Genomic DNA, 17,551 nt, shown 5'->3' with positions numbered 1-17,551 from the left:
CGGCCAAACATCCCCGCGCAAGCTTGATCAGTACTGGTTTCTCTTCAAATAAAATAGCCACCTCTTACGACGTGGCTCCCCAGTATATCTTGTGATTTACTGATCATTCAACGGCAGTAACAGTATAGCCATTTTTACGAAGCAGGTTAATCAGCCCTTTATCCCCAGCGAGATGTCCCGCGCCAACAGCGATAAAACAAGATTGATCTTTGATCATCTTGGGTATGATGGTCATCCAGTTCTCGTTCCTTATATTCAGCAGTTTGTCTTTTTGTTCTTCAGTCATCCAGGTAGGGTCCTGAAGCAGGGCGTTCAACTCTCCCAGATTTTCAGCTTTATAGGCTGCGACCATTTTTGCGGTCAACGCTGGATATTTGTTCAGCTGATAGACCGATTCCATGAACAGCTGGGGGGTAATGATGTCTTTTAGCAACGCAAACTGCTGATCAATCGTTTCAAGCTCCCCGATGACCTTCCCCTTGGAAGTTGCGAGGGCAGACAATTCCATTTCATAGGACTTCATCTTTGTTGGATCAGCACAGTTGAACCCTTTCATCGTAAATAAAGAGATAACCGCAACAGGTGACACATAATCCAAAAGCTTAATGGAAAGATCTTCCGCGGCCAATACGCTATCCATTTTTTGGACTTCACTGTCAGAGAATGTCTTTATAAATGCAGTATCTGGTGCACTGAAGGCTTGTAGTTTTTGGGCATTGTCCGGATTGGAAAGATCTACCTCAAAAACTACTTTTTGGCTTTTGTCCAGGGCATCAAGGCATTTCTGTTTGATTTCAAAATCATCTGGGCACAGCATATGCACGGTACCAAACAAGTAAGAGTCTTGCTTGAAACCATTTCCGCTAATTTTCCACAACATGGACTTTTCCTGGGCAAGTCCACTGGAAACAACGAAAAAAAATAACAATTGTAGGATCAGCTGCTTTTTCATTTATTATAGAATATATAAAATATTGTTAAAAAGTCTTATTTTGCTGCGTCACTAAAACCATCTTCAATTCCTTGAACAAAATCGGCGCTATTTGATAATATACAGATAACGCATATCACAACAACAAGTATCATCAGCATTTTTAACAGTTTTTTTCTTTCCATAATTTAAATTTGGTTTATGTTTACATCAAAACTTTTCAAATCCAACGGATGCCCAATCCGTCAGTGTCTATAATTACCCAACAATATAACGAATTAATTTTAATTTACTAAAAAGCTATAGGTAAACCATCTAATTAATTTTGTATTATAATATTTTCAAGACCGCAACCACAAAGCCTGCTGACTCGCCCTCAACCGTTACGGCAATATTGTGCGCTAAAACAAAGTCTGCTGTAGAAAGGTTATCGTTTGCTTTTGTTGATTCTATCAAATATTCTTCTCCTAACCCATCCTCCAAAACATATAACATACAGTTAAACAAAATCAAGAGGTCGGAAAATTTGTTTTCAGCCAATAGTATGAAAGTCCAATTAAAGTTGATAATATAACTTACAAAACTGCGGAATAATCTTCACAACTAACGGTCAACACCACTTCCGCATTATCTGAGGCAAAACTTATGTCTATGTGCTCTATTTCTGCAAAGCCATCACGATATATCTTTAAAAGATAATATAGCAGATACTCCAATTCATTTATAGCAATTTTACCTTTAAACACCTTTTGGATAGAGTTTAAGCTGTCAAATGAGGAATATTTACCTTGTGCTAGTTTTAAGATTAGCAAATAGTTACCAAATTGAACACTTAAGCTGTTTGATAAGCCCTCTTTTAAAAGAAAAAATCCCATACAAAGAGCTGTACAAGTGTTTAAGTCGACACTAAATTTTAACTGGAAATCCGTACCAAATTGTTTGACCGTGATTTCGCTTGCTAAATAAATATGTTTTATTTCCATCTTAATTGACAATTTTGTCCTACCTAGCCCTGAGCCATTAATGTCAGTTGATAAATAAGTTTAACGAAATCAATCTAGGTTAATTTTTATGCATTCTAGTTTTATTGTCGATGTAGTCTGCTATCGTAATATTATTGCCTTCTATACGCAAGACATAATTGCTGTAGCTGAAAAAACCTAGGAATGAGTAGATCTACGAATTCCGTCTTTCTATGGGTATAAGAAGTATAGCTATTGGTTTCATTTACATGATTGCTTTTAACAGGATCAGCCTTTGATGTATATTATAAAAATAGCAGCCAATATTAAAAATGATATCACGACCGGCACCACAGTTGACCTGCTTCTATATTTAAGATCCTTCGGAAACATAAGCGCGCGAATAAGAGACAAGCCAACTGCTCCTATACCTGAAAGAAATATCCTAATATAAAAACTACCATCCGTGATATCCATATAATTTCCACTTGTATAATCAATAATAAAAATCTGTAACAGCGCGAAGCCTACAGCAAATAACAAAGAGAATACCGCCCCTTTGAGATCTTTTATTTTTACAAAATTTAAAGCTTGGAGCACAGCGCCGAAAATAACGCCAAAAAACAGGCAAAAAAATAATATCGCGCTATTTTTATAGAGTTCGATTGCGTTTTCATCAGTTGTAGCTCCCTCATCCCAAGAATTCTCCTCTGCAAACTCTGCTTCTCGTTTCTTATTGATTAACGCTTCGATCTGCTCTGATTCAGCAGGGGTAAAATCTCGCCCCCTATCTTTAAGAATCTCGTAAGCATATTGAACAGCATCCGCTACTGATCTACTGTATGGTTTTATATACTTTTCGAGCTCGTTGTCTGAAAGCTTATTAATCACGTTTCTATTTACCATAAATTTCTAGTAATTTACTTAATTACCCCTGTTATAATGATTTTGCACGATGACTATTAACGATTCAACCGGCATCTCATCTTGCTCGCTGGAAAACATACGCTATTCGAGGGCAAATTCAGCTTCAAAACAGGAAATACCCATAGAGGCATCAGCACATATATTCGTTTGGTCACCCGGAACCAAGCTCCAAAAGTGATCAGCTAGCTCCGGATATAGACTTTCTCTTCAAGTCAGCGCTTTATATTCTTGACCCCATTTGGGGATGTAGTGTGCTAAAAGCTTGGGATGATATAAGTTTTTGTCCATTTTAATAAGTCAATTCAATTTATAAAAAAAAACAGAAATGATAAAACTATTTCAAATCGACTATTGTTCTTACTATACAAAACGGCTACTAGCTTCCTTTCGAAAGAAAGGGCCGACATAAAAATTGGCGTCGTACAGTGAAAATCCAATTGTCTTTAAAAACATTGGATGAGGAAACAAAAAAGAGGAAACGATAGGAAACATAAAAAATTACTGTACAAATAAACGCTTAGAGAAAGGGTCTGATGAGATGCAATGCCCCCAAAAAGTTAGACACTTTCTGGGGGCATTTTTATGAGAAAAAACAAAAAACATAGTTTGGAATTCAAACTTAGTCTTGTCGATCGGATCGCTGATGGTTATTGTTCAGCAAGAAGCATCGCTAAAGAACATTCTCTATCCTATGATATGGTCCGGCGTTGGTACAAGCAATTCGAGTCGTTTGGCATTGAAGGCCTCAAGCCCCGCGGAGGTAATGCAGTCTATCCGCAGTCCTTTAAAATCTCGGTTCTCCAAACAATCCAAGAAGAATCTCTATCTTTGATGGAGGCCATGCTGCGCTTCAATCTTCCGAGTCCTTCTATTATCGTTAATTGGCGGAAGCAGGTTGAAGCACATGGTTTTGAGGGGTTAAAGCCCCAGGTTAAAGGCCGGTCACCGATGGAAAAGAACGACAAATCACCCAACAAAAGAAAGAAGCCCGCTTCTAAAGTTCCCCTGACTAAGGAAGAACAACTTGAGCAGGAGCTGGAGTACTTACGAGCGGAAAATGCTCTGCTAAAAAAGTTACATGCCTTAGTTCAAAAAGACAGCAAGCACAAGCCATGATGGAACTAAGGCCAAGGTTTAGCTTAGAGATTCTTCTGAGCTGCATGAAAATGGCAAGGAGTACCTTTTATTATTATCTCAGGGATGGTGGCCGACAGGACAAATATACCCAGCTCAAAGAGGCGATCAAGAGTACCTATAGTGTTCATAAGGGCAGATATGGGTATCGTCGGATCACACTGAGTATTCGTAAGGATGGGTATAAAATAAACCACAAGACTGTCTATAGACTGATGGGGGATCTCGGTCTGAAAAGTTCGGTCAGGGTGAAAAAATACCGTTCCTATAGAGGTGAGCCCGGAAAGATAGCACAAAACGTCCTTGAGAGAAATTTCAAAGCTGCCAAACCCTTTCAAAAATGGTCTACCGATGTTACCGAATTCAGGGTAAAGGATAAAAAATTATATCTTTCACCGATCATCGATCTGTTCAATCAGGAGATCATTAGTTATAACTTAAGTGATCGACCAAACTTTCCAGGGATAATGGACATGCTTGATAAGGCCATAGGAAAACTTGATACGGACTCCTGTGGACTCATTCTACATTCCGACCAGGGATGGCAGTACCAAATGGTACAATACCAAAAAAAACTAAAACAAAAAGGGATTATACAGAGCATGTCCCGAAAAGGAAATTGCCTGGACAATGCTATAATCGAGAACTTTTTCGGGATTCTAAAATCAGAGCTCTATTACCAAAAAAAATATGAATCAAGTGATCAACTTAAAAAAGATATCAGAGACTATATCGATTATTATAACAACAAAAGGATAAAACTCAATTTAAACGGAATGAGCCCGATGGAATATCGAGCTCATTATAATAACAAATCTAATAACTAAATTTGTCTAAACTTTTGGGGGCACTCTAGTTGAAGTGCCCCTCTTTTCTAGCTTTCGACAGCAATAAACCTAAAATGAACGAAGATCTGTGACAGTCTGATTTGTAGTAGGTGTCGGAGAGGACAACGCGCTTGAAATCTGATCGGCAACAGTTACGCCGGGTGATACTGTGGCATTCATGTCCGGATGACCAGGATTGGAAGCATCTTCGGGTGCAGAGATCTTACAGATCGTCTGCGGTGTGCCTCCACAAGTGGCTGAGCCAGCTGGAGAATAGTTGTCGGCATCCAAACTTTGCGAAGGGTGGTTGGAAGAACCTTCAAATTTCCATTCTAAATCAATCGCTTTCTTTACGGATGTAGCCTGTTCCTTTTCGGTGAAACTTTGGGCACCATAAGCGAGTCCCAATCCTAATACTGCTAATGTGCCGGCGCGTAGCCAGCTGTTTCTTTTTGTTGCCATAGGCTTTAAAATTTAGTTTATAAAATGTTTATCAACACCAGCACTCTTCGCTGGCGCTAGTACAAAGTTGGTTATAGACTAAGGCCGCTTTTTGCCTGCACGATGGGTGCTATTTTGAGTGAAATTTCCCTGTTATAAGAAAATATTGCGCTTCTTGGACCGCATGGCGTGAGATGCCGAGCAGATTAGCCTGTTCGATCTGGGTCGTGACCGCTTTGATCTCAGGAAGCAGTTTTGAAAAGTTGATATAACGCTCAATAGGGGAGTAACCTAGTGTTGCCTGTCGCAGGAGCGCAAGCTGTCTCTTCTTTTTATTGCTCAATACATCAATCAATGTATCGATGGATTTTTCATGCTGTTGAAATTGACGTAGTACGGCATGGGGAATAGCAATAACAACCCCTGAGCGTAGCGCGACGATCTGGCCCGGATGTAGGCTATGGCTATAGAGATGATGGGTGGTCATGAGTGCCATCGTGGGAATGGCAAGGCTCAGGATTTTCCGTTTGCCCGTATCTGGATCTTCTTCGATGCGTGCCAATAAGCCCGTAGCCACAAAATAGCTCATCTCGCCAGTGCGTGCGGAGCTATTGAGGATGTCGCCCCGTTTGACAGTCATTGCCTTGAGATTATCCGTCGCCCATTGAAAATGGAACTGATCCAGTGTATGGTATTTTCCCCAGAAATCAAATAACAGTTTTAGTCCTGCCTTGGGGCTATGCTTATTTGACATAATAATGCTTTGTGAGGTTTATCTTGTTTTTTATCAATGAAATAGGTTTGTTGACGAAGTTACAATCTTTAAAAACCAATAACGAAACTACCCCTAAAATGTGCTTTGCTTCCTGCAAAACCCAATTTTCGTATCTAAATCCAAAGCAAAAACCAACCTATGGAAAGCAACCCTTAGATGAAGGTACTGTCCTTTGGCCCTTCAGATATTAATTGAATTTTTACTCTCGATCGATCCGCAGTCTTCAGTGCCTGAAGCCGTAATGCTGTTGCGAGAACAGCCTAAGGTTTATTTTTTTAGAACGAGAGTACCGTGGAAATAACAGTAATATTAGCACAGTATGGTCTCTACAATCTACTACCACTGAGCTACAATGAGCTCATGCTGGGCAGCGATGATGTGGAGGAAGGACGGAAATGCAACATCGCAGTTCCACTATAACCCATTAACAACGAAAGTATTGTGCCATAGCCATATGGTGCAATACTTTCCATAGATTAACCCTAATATATTTTTTATGGAATTGACTTACAAAGATGCCATGCAGACCTATGCTGAAAAGGATTGGATGGAATTTGTATTTTTTGCTGCCACTGTGCAGCACCTCTTGGGGATCAAGAGCTTCAATACTCAGGAGCAGCTTTACCTACAAGTCTGCAATTATGCTGTTAAGCAGGCGAATGCTATCGGGGATAACTTTCGATTTCAAGGTAATAGGATGGGACTCTTGCCCATCGCTGAACCCGGTTTTATCCTGACCTTTCACTTCGGACAGTATCGGGCCATACCTGCTTTTCTGATCGAGCGAGGTTATAAGCTTTGTATTCCGGTCTCTAGAGAAGTGATTGCCCAGCAAGAGCAATATTATTTGGAGATCGTGGGCGAGGATTGGGGTAGTAAGCTCCTATTTCTGGAAGCCGAGGATCCACATTTGTTTTTCAAGATCCGTCGTCAGATGGGGCTGGGATTTCATGTGCTCTGCTATCTGGATGGTGGTGTATCTGCCGTAGTAGACGAACAGCGTAAATTGCTTAAGATCCCTTTTCTGAATGGAACCATCTCGGTACAGCAGGGGATTATCAAGATGGCTTCACTGCTCAACGCAAAAATAAGCGTGCTGATCGCCGATCCTAGTGTTGACAATGGAGCGGTGGCGATCCGCTGCCTGGATTTTTGTGATACGAACTGGTATATGTACAGCCGGGACTTTGCCGGGTACTACCTCAGACAGATTTATCTGGACTTTGAGGATGTCGTATTACAGGATCCGCAGGCCTGGGAACCCTGGCTATACCTGCATCGGACCATGAAACCAGACTCCGAAAAGGATAAGTGGACTGGCAAATCTCGTCTAATCCCATTTAAGCATAATGGACGTCATCTTCTGCTGGATAAATATGCCTATTTGAGCTATTCAGTTTCGTGTAAAGTTTTCGATAGATTAAACCAGCTTATTTGCGTATAAATACGTGTCTAATTATCTTTAGGATACCAATTGTTAAATTAATTAATTTTATGCTTAAATCTATATATTCTAAATGGCGTAGCCACATTTTCTTTTGGCTATTTTATGCGTTTTATTTCTACTGTGTCAATTATTTGGGAAATGACAAAATGTCTGTAAAGGCATCTATGCTCACTGTTCCGTATTTTGCTATTGTCTTCTACTGCGTTTATGGAATTCTCCATTGTTTTTATAAAAAAAGACGTATCGCATTAACGGTAATATTGCTCATGGGATTTTATATCCTGTCGGGAATGCTGATCTACTATGTGCTATACGGCCAGTTTGCTATCAAAATCATCAATGGAGCTTATGTGGTTCAAAACTATAAGTTTCATTGGGGGCAGTATATCCAGTCGCTATTGGTGATCCATGGCAATTTTACCATCCTGGCTTTACTTTATTATCATTATAAGGGCAAACTCGCTGAACTGGACGCGAAGCTGGAGGCTGTCCATAAACAGCTGGAAGCTGAGGTCAAAATGGAATCTTATGAATATGCAACCCTCTCGGCACAGGTGACCCCGCATATGATGGGCAATATCTTTATCAATTGGCGGGACAAATTGCAATATGTGGACAGTGAACTGGCACAGCAGGTCAATGAAACGTACAAGCTGATGAAGTTTTATATGGATGCGCATCAGGTGGAAGGGGTAAAAAGCATCCTACTCCTGGACGAGGTGAATGCATTGCAACGGTATCTGGCCATTCAGCGCGCTGTCGAGAAAATTCCTTTTTTACATTGACGTCGAGCTGACTGGTAATCTGATGCGGTTTACCATTCCGCCCACTACCTTGCAGACCCTTGTCGGAAACGTATTTAAACATGCGGAGATAGCGGATCCTGCTGAGCCAGCGCGTATCATAATCGAGGTGATGAATAAGGGATATACCATAGTGGTGAGCAATAGAAAACGGGAAGGCAATGCGGCAGGTGTGAGCCATGGGATCGGGATGCGCAATTTGCGTAGGAGGATGCAGTATGTCTATGGAGATAATTTTTCAATGCTTGAAGATAATGGTGGGGACTATTATCAGCTACACATAAACGTGCAATTTATAAACGATTAAAAACCAGATAAACTAAACAACTATGAAAAGAATATGGACCGGAGTGATCATTGACGATCAGCAGGGTAGCATAGACTACTTGATGCAATTAATGGACGAAATCGCCTATGTGAAAATCATCAAAACGTTTAATGATCCAAAGGAAGCGAAACTTTTCTTGCGGGTCAACCAGGTGGATTTTATGATCCTGGATGTGGAGTTGGGCTATACCAACGGATTTGATTTTTTGAAGACATTGCCCAATACAAACCTGAAGACCATCCTGTACACCGCCCACGAGCAATACGAGGATCCCGGTTATGATATCGGTGTAGTGGACGTGCTGCTCAAGGAGGTATCCATGAGTCGCCTCTGTGCTGCGCTGCGCCGGCTGGATACGGAGTTGGCCCGGCTCTTGCCGGTATCGACAAGCGATTCACTCGAATACTATTTTCAGTATTTTACGGTCCGGATGGGCTATCGTTATGTGCGGAATTTGGTCTGGATTAAAAATATCATCTATGTGGAGAGTGCAAATGGTACTATTACAATCCATATGGTGGATCGCGAACCCCTGAAATGCAACAATAGCATGCGGCAGGTGATGGAGGTGCTGCCGATCAAATGGTTTAAGCAGATCCATCAGAGTTTTGTGATCAATATCAATTTTTTCTATAGCTATGAAAAAGGAGCGGTGCGCATGACGGTGGATAATAAAAAGCTGCCCACCGGCGATAAAAAAATCTACAGCGATTTCTTTACATTCATTAACTCCAATGTGTTAGGCGATTAAAACCATGTAATGATTATAAACCAATATATGAAATGAGAAAGTACCAAATAACCAATAAAAACCGCACAACAGACAGTAACCTGCTCCAGGCACTGCACCTGTTGTTTATGGAAGTGCAGCAGCTCAAAAAGACATTGCAGGATGCAATTCCCAAGGAGAATGCTGAAGTAGAAATAAGGGATACGGAATTTGTGAAAGATACGGTGGGGGTATCGGACCGCACACTCTTACGTTACCAAAATCTGGGTCTGATCGAAGTGTACCGCAGAGACAAAAGTGGCAGGAAATATTTTAGGCTCGATGACATCCAGCGGCTCAAACGCTATCTGAGTCCTTGAAGCTAGGGAGTTGCTGCATCAGCGGCATAGCTGTATGGCTGCGCTTCGCAGCAACTCCCTATGATGTTCGCCAAAGCGATTGGTATTCTACGGCCTCTGTTTTACAATCAACCTACTGTTGGCCTACATTTCACCTACTGCAATAGATCAAATGTAGGCTAGTAGTAGGAAAAATGTAGTCTAAAGCTGCATTTCAGCTGGGTGTTTGAGCGGAGAAGATCCACTGTTTTATACCACATAAGCAGTTTAGTCATCGCTTTTTTTGCAGCTATATTTATCGCCCTCTGACCACTTTCCATCAGACGGGCGCGTCGCACTACGCTTGTTAGTTCCACTCCGGATAACTCGATTTTTACTGGCTGGCCCGCTCAAATTTTTGTTGAATCGACCGGGCTTCTTAGTCTGCTGTCGGACAATCTGTAGGTAAGCACCGGACAGGTGTCGGACAATCGTGTTGTGGGTGTATATTATTGAATTTAAGTGTTTTATGTTTGTGTTGTCAAGTCGAAAATACCGGTATAAAATCTTGACGATTTATTTTTTAAACATTTAAATTTTTTAAAAATGGGAACAATAATTAATGGAATAAACGGCGGTTTTCGAGGTAAAACCGGCGCGGTGATAGGCTCCAGTTGGAAAAGTATCAACTACATCAAAGGGCTCTACAAAAAGAGTAATAAACCTTATACTGAAGCTCAACTGATCGTGCAGGAACGATTTAAAGTCATGATGCGATTCTTGCTGCCGATCAACAATTTCTTAAAGATCGGATTCGGTCAGAAAAAAACAAATCGTTTGACACCTATCAATTACGCATTGCAGTTTAACCAGGAGCTGGCTATTCAGGGAACCTATCCCAACTTCTCTTTGGATTATAGCAAAATCCGAATAGCGGATGGCTTATACTATGGCGGTGGAACAGTGGGCTTCAACTTTGCTGGAGACGAGATTACTGTCACCTGGTCCCCGGAGAATAATGAGGTTTACGATACCAAGGATGATGATCTGGTCTACATTATCTGTTATCATCCGGTGTTGGATGAGTTTCTGACCTCGGCGACCGTTCCGACCCGTCAAATGGGAACGGTCACCTTTGGAGTGCCCGAGCACCTCCTGGGCGAATCGGTGCATATCTGGTATTTTATGTCTGACCGGACGAAAACCAAGGTGAGCCGGAGCAGTTATCTGGGAGAAATCATGCTAGCGTAGGCGGATTGGTAATGGGCGCATTCATTTGTGCCCATTCCTATCCTTTAATCCATGGTAATTTAAAGATGAAGGAACCGGCTCCGGTGCTCTTAGGAATTCTGCGGGGCGATGAGTCTGGCTCTCTTTCATCATCAAAATCAAAAATTAGATGAAACATATAACACAAAAAACTTCGGTCGGACGTCTCATTATGCAGCGCAAGTTTTGCCTGGCAAATGAGTTCCTATCGCCGCTGGGAAAAATTATACAGGAGGGCTTTGCACACCGCGCCAAACAGGGGAAAGGAAAACGCCTGATCCCGCGCAATCTGGCACTAGCCCATACAATCAGGTATGCGGTAAAGGGGGACTTTCCCAATTTGTTTATTGATCCCGCCTTAATCTTGCTATCAGATGGGCACGTAAAAGAAATAAACATTCGCAAAACGCAAAGGATGGGCAGCAATGTATCCGTCAGTTTTGACGGTGGCACATTGACCAAGATGAATCACGATGATGAGATCCAGCTGGTCGCCTATCACGTGGAGGGTAGGGTAGCGGTCCGTAGCCATCGGACTGTGAATCGCTCCAAAAAACTCATCTCTTTGTCCCTGCCTGATTACCTGATGCAAGTACAGCAGCTGCATTTGTATATTCTCGTATGTGACAGGGATGGCATCTGTTATTCACGGAGCCAATACGTAGGAGTAGTTTAATATCGGTACAAACTTTAAATTTTATTCTCATGAAAACTTTAGCAATCGAAGCGGGCTGGTTTGGTCCGAATCAAAAAATCGAAATAGATCGCAAATATATACTTGGTCTAATAAGTATACTATTACTGGTCATATTCTTATTTGTGGGTAGCACCTTGCAATTTTTGGATCCCACTGCCGGAATATTGGACTTGGGCACTTTATCGCTATTGTATTTTGGTCTGATGGCGGGTGTGGTATTTATCTTCAGCTGCGCCTGGTTACAGGAATATCTCTGGAGACCCTTCAAATATTATAGACAGGACATTTATTATCATTTTAATCAATTGAACTCATGGCAACAATCTATTCTATACTTCTCGGTCTTCTTTCTTTTTCTCTTTGCTTTTCTACAGCTGTTAAAGATGCTGTTTTAAGCAGTAAGTTCATGGAACCGAGAGTCGGCGAATTCCGTAGGTCAGACCGACAAGTCGACGGCATAGATCTGCCATCAAAAAAGGAAGTGCGCAATAGCATTATCCAGCTAGCTACAGCCGAACTAGGGGTGAGGGAGGAAGGGAGAGAAAACAGTGGGCCACGGGTGAAGGAATATCTTGCCTATGTCGGACTGGGGAAGGGCTATCCCTGGTGCGCGGCATTTGTCAGCTGGTGTTATGGACAAGCGGGACTACCATCGCCCAGAACGGCCTGGTCGCCGGCACTTTTTCCAAAGCGGCGGTTATACAAGTCGCGTGAAATAGCGCTGGGAGCAGTCAAAACAGCTGATCTGTTTGCGATCTATAGCGCGAAGCTAGGACGGATCCATCATGTGGGGCTGATAAAATCATTTGCTCCCGGGATGCTGATTACGGTAGAAGGAAATAGTAACGATCGGGTGGAGTCGCGCCGGCGAGCCCTGTCGACGGTCTACGCCATGGCTAACTGGGTGGATTGATTTTTAAAACTAATATTTCAGGCACAACGTATGGTTTGTGCCTGAAATTATACTATCAAATTATATGCGCATGAAAATGATAAAATTATATCAGACTGCCTGTTTAATCGCTGTTTGGCTACTGTGGGAATGCGGTATCTACAGCAAAAAATATCAGCGTGAACAAAGATCACAAAATTCATATAGGCAGTATGAAGGACAGCGTCTGCTTTTCCATCAAAAGCAGATGGACAGCCTATCCACTTACTGGTATTTTTGGACAGATAGCCTGTTGTCATTTCGTCCGGATAGCGGGCTAAGGGCAGATGGAGGACAACTGTACGTACAACAGTTCCGCAATACACTTGCGGAGGAGAAATTAGAGACCCGTCAAAAGAAAGCCATGGAAAAAGATTCCTTGGACTCGGCGGTAACGCAGGATAGGAAGGCTTTTTCGTTTGACACTTTACTAATTGTAGTTAGTACGGGTTTGGCTGTGATATACCTCATTTGGCGCTTTCGTCATAAAATGCTGTAATCCTTTTTATATTATACAAGGACATCAGGTAAAATGATATTCATTTTAATTATCGAAAAGCAAATTTGTTGTAGCTTCTGTTCAACCATTAGAAATGAATTCCTGATGAAAAAGTTCCTATTGCATACTATTGCTCAAATTCTTTCAATAGCTCAATGACCGTCTGGTCGTCTAACTTTTTGGCCTGCTCTATTTTTTATTTGAATGCAGGTTTGTCGGCAGTAGCTTTAATCAATTAAAATCTGTGATACTCAATTGTGATTGACGTAATAAATTTGCTGCAACATATCATTTAAGGAGAAATCCCCGACAAGTTCAATTGTCGGGGATTTTTATTAGTTATGCTTTGACTGGATTTTAAATACATAAATCGGTATTCCCGAATCTTTGGCTGTCGGTAAGGTCAGTGCTAAGGCATCTTTGCCCTGTGTCCATTTGACCTTCGATGTGCTACCGAGTAAGCTGATCGAACTGATTGCAAGTTTGTTTTTGGCAAGCTCGGGAATGTCGATCCTCGCTGTGGACGGGCTCCGTACAAAGAGGTAGACAACGTTCCCTTTCTGGGTGAAACGATAGTCTGCTACAATTTCTTTCGGGGTTGCATCATTGACGGCGTCCTTCATGCCGGCTTTTTCCTTGTCGGATTCTTTGTTTGCCGTTTGCGCAGTAACAATTTCTTTATTCCCGCTCCAGACGCTGCTGCCATATAGTGCCTCGCCGTTGACCTTCATCCAGGCGCCTATGGCGCGTAGGTTTTCCTGACTCTCTACTGGCCAGCTGCCGTCGCCCTTGGGGCCGACATTGAGCAGCAGATTACCGCCCTTGCTGACCACTTCGATCAGGTTGCGCACCAGCAGTTCGGGGCTTTTCCATTTTGTATCATGCCTATTGTAGCCCCAGTTTTCACTCATGGTAATACAGGCTTCCCAGTTTTTGCGTGCTGCGGAGACCAGCGTTTGCTCGACGACGGCATAATCGCCGAGACCATTGCCGATACGGCTGTTGATAATGCAGTCGGGTTGGATGGCGTGGATCAGATCACGGATCTCCTGGCTCTGTTTTTTGGTAATCAGCTCGGGTGTATCAAACCAGATAATACCGATGGGACCATACTGTGTCAGTAGTTCACGAAGCTGCGGTTTGACCTTGTTTTCGACATATTTGTTCAGGTCTTTGGCATCTTCGTCGGGATAGTCCCAGGTATTGCTGCGCCCGGCTTTTGTGGGCCAATTGGTCGGTACATCAGGGTCTGCCCAATCGCGGCCCAGGGAATAATAGAAGCAGAGCTTTAACCCGTATTTCTTGCAGGCTGCCGCGAGGGCAAGCATCGGATCTTGAGCCCAGGGGGTTCTCCTAACGATATTATAATCACTGACGGCCGAATTGTACATCGAAAAGCCATCGTGATGCTTGGCGGTGATCACAATATATTTCATGCCGGCATCATGGGCCATCTGCACCCAGCGGTCGGCGTCAAAGGCGGTTGGGTTAAACTGGTCGGCGATCTTCGCATAGGTCCGGACCGGGATCCGCTCATAGAGCATAAAATGTTCGCCGCCCTTGGTGGGATGTCCGTTCCAGTCGCCTGCAGTCTGCGAATAGAGCCCCCAATGCAGAAAGAGCCCAAATTTGCCCTCGGTAAACCAGGGGGCTGGCTGGCCGGAAAGGTTCAATCCCGCCGCAGCAAATAGCAGCAGCAGGATTGTTCTTATGTATTTAAAAATGAATGTATTCATCGTAGCTTTTGGCCCTCGCTAACGGTTTTGTATTTTCATGGAGGATACTTTATCGTTGAACGTCGAGAGATAGGAAGACGAAGAGGTCACGACGAGGCTGTCGCCGGTAAAATTATTTCCATTGTATAAGGTGACTTTAACATTTGCGCCCACTTTAATGGAAGAGATGCTATTGTCGGTCACACCTTTTGCCAATAAGTCCGATGTGGTATACTGCCCTTTACCAAAGCTGCCTTTGACACCGGCATAGGAGGCATTGGAATAGGTATATACCGAATCTTGATTGGTCGTCATAAGATCGTTGACATATTTGAAGTCGTATACATTGGAGGTCGTGTATCCATTTTGCAATAATAATTTGACCTTGAGCTCGTAAGGTGTATTGCCCTTGTAATAGAGTTCATTGAGATCGATGGTTCCTTGGATGCTACCGGAGGAAACTGGCGCAAATTTCCAGGTGACTGCGTTGTAATCTTTGTTGGCTCCGGTACCTTCGTTGTTCACGTTCGGATCCATATAGACCAATATCTCGCTCACCGGTAAATTGGATGTATAATTTCCGCTGATAAAGATTTTTTGCTGGCTGTTGTCAATGGTAAATTGAGGTTGGATAGAATAACTCGGTGCCTGGTAAGGACTGGCTGTAGCCACGGCCGATTGAAAAACTTCATTTCTGCTGAGGATTGCCGCATCGGAGCCCGTAAGGAAAGTAGGCTGTCCCTTGCTAAAGCTCACATTGCCACTTCCCATCAAAGATGTACCCAATGTAGGTTCTTCGCTGACATATTTCGCCCGGTTATGGGGCAGGTTTAACCCATGGCCCAACTCATGCAACATGCCGCCAAGGTAGTTGGAGCTTGGATTTGGAATTCCGTTGACAGACATGGACGAATTATCCACGGCAAAGCAGTATTTGCCATAGCCATAGAAGGGCTGGCTGTTATCGCCGTCTGTCCTTGCAGGTAACAGTACTAAGTAATGATTGTTGGATGAAAACTCCCCTGGATGGGCAGCTCTGTATGTATTAATTTCATTTATAATTTTACCGGCTGATATGGCTGAACTGTAGGGGTAGTCTGCCTGGGCTCCCGCGGCCGGAATTTCAATAATATTCACCAGGCCCGAGGAATCTTTTGCCAGACCCAGGTAGTTGCTGTAGCCATAGCGTCCCATTTCATTATGTAGCCAGTCCTGGAAATGGACAAACAGCTGCGATAGCCTCGGACGGTAGCCCGGTAAGGCTGGATTGTCTGTGGGCACAAACATAATGATATTGAGATTGACCGGATTGCTGACAAATTTAAGGTTGCTTAGCGATGTGTCTATGCTGCCGTTGGAGGAGGCCTTTGACCGTCGGATTTCTGTAGGATTCTGCTCAGGCAATGGTTTTGAACAGGCGAAAAAAAGTGACAGTACAGTGGCAGACAATGCAATTCCCTGAATGATCTGCATCCATTTTTTTGTTTGTTTTCTCATAATTTTTACAATAAATAATCTATAACTGTTAATTGAGTATTGGTTAGTTAGGGTCAACCAAAACACAGATCTATAGTAGAAAATATATTTTGATTTACAGTGATTTACGTTTAAGTCAAACGTTTGCGTAACTTACGAAAACGTTTTAATTGCCGTGCTTTATTCAGAGGACTTGCGTGTCAGAATAGAAGCTTGTAATTCAATGTTTTGATAGGGGGGCGCAATCGCATTATCCGAATTTTCCAAAATTTTATGGAGAATAGTGAAAGCCTGAGATCCGATTTCACGCGAAGGCTGTACAATGCTTGACAATGACGGCTGAAAAATATTGCTGTATTGGAAATTGGCAAAACCAATCAGGGCCATGCGATCCGGTACGGCTATTCCGATGGCATGTAAAGCCTCTAACGTTAAATAGGTAAGCTGATCCGAGGCGGTAAAAATTGCTTCGGGCGGGATATTTGAATTAACGAGCTGCGTGAGGTGTTTTTTTAATTCATCCAGCACATCATTTCTTCTTCTATTAGTTCCTATTGATAGTAGATAATTCGAATTAAAAGCGATGTCAAAATCTCGCAGACATTGAATATAGCCGCGCCGGCGCTCCGTTGATGTTCCTGGCGATAGATTGGAAATAAATAGAATTTTTCTTTTGCCCCGATTGATCAACTGAGAAATACCCTGGTAGACCACTTTAAAATTATCTATTCCAATTTTATACGTATTTATATCGTAATTGGTCCGGTCAATAAGGACAATAGGGATGCCCTCATCTTTTAACCGCTGGAGATATCTTAACGAGGTGTTATTTCCTGTAGCTGCAATGACGACAGCATCCGCCCCCTTTTTAGATAACATTTCTAAATGTTTCAATTCAAGCTGGGGGTCGTCTACGCTCTGCATAATAATGAGGTTGTAAGTCGTTTCTGACATCTCTCTTTCAATACCTTCGAGAATCTGCGAGAAAAATGGATTGCCAATTGAAGGAACAATCATACCAATAATATTTGTTCGCCCCTTACGCAATAGTTTAGCATATTGATTGGATTGATAGCCCTGTTCATTAGCAAATTTTTGAATCTCAACCTTCGTTACAGGGCTGATTTCGTGACTATCTGAGAGCGCTTTGGATACGGTACCTATGGAGTACCCTAAAGCCTTGGCAATATCTTTTATCGTTATTCTTTTCATGTTTTGGAATTGCTTTATTTGATTAGTCCGAATTGAAAAACTTTAGGCGGTCATTCTTAATCGTTTTGATACCTTCAATTTACTATTGGTTGCCAAATGAAAGTTCTTTCTCCAATATGCTTTGGCTTTA

23 protein-coding genes are annotated in these 17,551 nt (G+C 42.5%); 13 read left to right on the top strand and 10 right to left on the bottom strand.

Annotation, left to right across the window (positions count from 1 at the left end):
* Positions 1–103: 103 nt before the first annotated feature.
* The 5 genes from BWD42_RS21625 to BWD42_RS21615 all read right to left on the bottom strand — a co-directional run bounded on the left by BWD42_RS21625 (position 104) and on the right by BWD42_RS21615 (position 2,799).
* On the bottom strand, positions 104–952 hold the full coding sequence (locus tag BWD42_RS21625) for a TraB/GumN family protein (RefSeq protein ID WP_077438487.1): 849 nt from the start codon (positions 950–952) through the stop codon (positions 104–106).
* A 35-nt stretch (positions 953–987) separates the two neighbouring features.
* Complete coding sequence (locus BWD42_RS25105) at positions 988–1,116, bottom strand: hypothetical protein (protein ID WP_262507850.1); 129 nt, start codon at positions 1,114–1,116, stop codon at positions 988–990.
* Positions 1,117–1,261: 145 nt separating this feature from the next.
* A complete protein-coding gene (locus BWD42_RS24555) occupies positions 1,262–1,471 on the bottom strand; it encodes a hypothetical protein (protein ID WP_139351241.1) in 210 nt (69 codons plus the stop codon).
* Positions 1,472–1,506: 35 nt separating this feature from the next.
* Positions 1,507–1,914: a hypothetical protein gene (locus BWD42_RS21620; protein ID WP_077438486.1), complete on the bottom strand. Its 408-nt coding sequence runs from the start codon at positions 1,912–1,914 to the stop codon at positions 1,507–1,509.
* 267 nt (positions 1,915–2,181) lie between these two features.
* Entirely contained in the window at positions 2,182–2,799 is a 618-nt protein-coding gene (locus BWD42_RS21615; RefSeq protein WP_077438485.1) for a hypothetical protein, read from the bottom strand.
* Positions 2,800–3,402: 603 nt separating this feature from the next.
* Between BWD42_RS21615 and BWD42_RS21610 the strand changes: the two genes are divergently transcribed.
* Positions 3,403–3,936 carry a helix-turn-helix domain-containing protein gene (locus tag BWD42_RS21610; RefSeq protein WP_077438484.1) on the top strand — a complete coding sequence of 178 codons (534 nt, stop codon included), beginning with the start codon at positions 3,403–3,405 and terminating at the stop codon, positions 3,934–3,936.
* Positions 3,933–4,781, top strand: a complete 849-nt coding sequence (locus tag BWD42_RS21605) for an IS3 family transposase (protein WP_077438483.1) — start codon at positions 3,933–3,935, stop codon at positions 4,779–4,781. The genes BWD42_RS21610 and BWD42_RS21605 overlap by 4 nt, the downstream gene beginning before the upstream one ends.
* A gap of 69 nt (positions 4,782–4,850) precedes the next feature.
* Here BWD42_RS21605 and BWD42_RS21600 read toward each other — a convergent pair whose 3' ends face one another.
* Both BWD42_RS21600 and BWD42_RS21595 read right to left on the bottom strand, forming a co-directional pair.
* Complete coding sequence (locus tag BWD42_RS21600) at positions 4,851–5,243, bottom strand: hypothetical protein (protein ID WP_077438482.1); 393 nt, start codon at positions 5,241–5,243, stop codon at positions 4,851–4,853.
* Between the two features lie 109 nt (positions 5,244–5,352).
* Positions 5,353–5,976: a hypothetical protein gene (locus tag BWD42_RS21595; RefSeq protein WP_077438481.1), complete on the bottom strand. Its 624-nt coding sequence runs from the start codon at positions 5,974–5,976 to the stop codon at positions 5,353–5,355.
* Positions 5,977–6,288: 312 nt separating this feature from the next.
* Between BWD42_RS21595 and BWD42_RS25100 the strand changes: the two genes are divergently transcribed.
* From BWD42_RS25100 to BWD42_RS21545, 11 genes are all read left to right on the top strand, one after another.
* The gene (locus BWD42_RS25100) at positions 6,289–6,417 is read left to right on the top strand and encodes a hypothetical protein (protein ID WP_262507849.1); all 129 of its coding nucleotides are present in this window, start codon (positions 6,289–6,291) and stop codon (positions 6,415–6,417) included.
* A 76-nt stretch (positions 6,418–6,493) separates the two neighbouring features.
* A complete protein-coding gene (locus tag BWD42_RS21590) occupies positions 6,494–7,441 on the top strand; it encodes a hypothetical protein (protein ID WP_077438480.1) in 948 nt (315 codons plus the stop codon).
* 50 nt (positions 7,442–7,491) lie between these two features.
* The gene (locus BWD42_RS21585) at positions 7,492–8,229 is read left to right on the top strand and encodes a histidine kinase (RefSeq protein ID WP_077438479.1); all 738 of its coding nucleotides are present in this window, start codon (positions 7,492–7,494) and stop codon (positions 8,227–8,229) included.
* Positions 8,230–8,251: 22 nt separating this feature from the next.
* Positions 8,252–8,554 (top strand): hypothetical protein, encoded by a 303-nt coding sequence (locus tag BWD42_RS21580; RefSeq protein ID WP_077438478.1) that lies wholly within the window; start codon positions 8,252–8,254, stop codon positions 8,552–8,554.
* Between the two features lie 22 nt (positions 8,555–8,576).
* Complete coding sequence (locus BWD42_RS21575) at positions 8,577–9,326, top strand: LytR/AlgR family response regulator transcription factor (RefSeq protein WP_077438477.1); 750 nt, start codon at positions 8,577–8,579, stop codon at positions 9,324–9,326.
* Between the two features lie 32 nt (positions 9,327–9,358).
* Positions 9,359–9,664: a MerR family transcriptional regulator gene (locus tag BWD42_RS21570; protein ID WP_077438476.1), complete on the top strand. Its 306-nt coding sequence runs from the start codon at positions 9,359–9,361 to the stop codon at positions 9,662–9,664.
* Between the two features lie 564 nt (positions 9,665–10,228).
* Complete coding sequence (locus BWD42_RS21565; protein ID WP_077438475.1) at positions 10,229–10,873, top strand: DUF6266 family protein; 645 nt, start codon at positions 10,229–10,231, stop codon at positions 10,871–10,873.
* A 148-nt stretch (positions 10,874–11,021) separates the two neighbouring features.
* Positions 11,022–11,567, top strand: a complete 546-nt coding sequence (locus BWD42_RS21560) for a DUF6266 family protein (RefSeq protein WP_077438474.1) — start codon at positions 11,022–11,024, stop codon at positions 11,565–11,567.
* A 29-nt stretch (positions 11,568–11,596) separates the two neighbouring features.
* Entirely contained in the window at positions 11,597–11,983 is a 387-nt protein-coding gene (locus BWD42_RS21555; protein WP_077438473.1) for a hypothetical protein, read from the top strand.
* A gap of 11 nt (positions 11,984–11,994) precedes the next feature.
* Positions 11,995–12,501 carry a peptidoglycan-binding protein gene (locus BWD42_RS21550; protein ID WP_139351240.1) on the top strand — a complete coding sequence of 169 codons (507 nt, stop codon included), beginning with the start codon at positions 11,995–11,997 and terminating at the stop codon, positions 12,499–12,501.
* Positions 12,502–12,571: 70 nt separating this feature from the next.
* The gene (locus BWD42_RS21545; RefSeq protein ID WP_077438472.1) at positions 12,572–13,018 is read left to right on the top strand and encodes a hypothetical protein; all 447 of its coding nucleotides are present in this window, start codon (positions 12,572–12,574) and stop codon (positions 13,016–13,018) included.
* A 335-nt stretch (positions 13,019–13,353) separates the two neighbouring features.
* On the opposite strand, the gene BWD42_RS21540 is transcribed toward BWD42_RS21545, so the two are convergent.
* From BWD42_RS21540 to BWD42_RS21530, 3 genes are all read right to left on the bottom strand, one after another.
* Entirely contained in the window at positions 13,354–14,754 is a 1,401-nt protein-coding gene (locus BWD42_RS21540) for an alpha-L-fucosidase (RefSeq protein ID WP_077438471.1), read from the bottom strand.
* Positions 14,755–14,772: 18 nt separating this feature from the next.
* Positions 14,773–16,230, bottom strand: a complete 1,458-nt coding sequence (locus tag BWD42_RS21535; RefSeq protein ID WP_077438470.1) for a hypothetical protein — start codon at positions 16,228–16,230, stop codon at positions 14,773–14,775.
* 159 nt (positions 16,231–16,389) lie between these two features.
* Positions 16,390–17,421, bottom strand: a complete 1,032-nt coding sequence (locus tag BWD42_RS21530) for a LacI family DNA-binding transcriptional regulator (RefSeq protein ID WP_077438469.1) — start codon at positions 17,419–17,421, stop codon at positions 16,390–16,392.
* Positions 17,422–17,551 lie beyond the last annotated feature (130 nt).

This window comes from Sphingobacterium sp. CZ-UAM (genome assembly GCF_002000245.1).
In the GTDB taxonomy this organism is placed as follows: Bacteria; Bacteroidota; Bacteroidia; order Sphingobacteriales; family Sphingobacteriaceae; genus Sphingobacterium.
The sequence above is the reverse complement of the archived record's forward strand: the minus strand, read 5'-3'. Positions and strand labels throughout refer to the sequence as shown.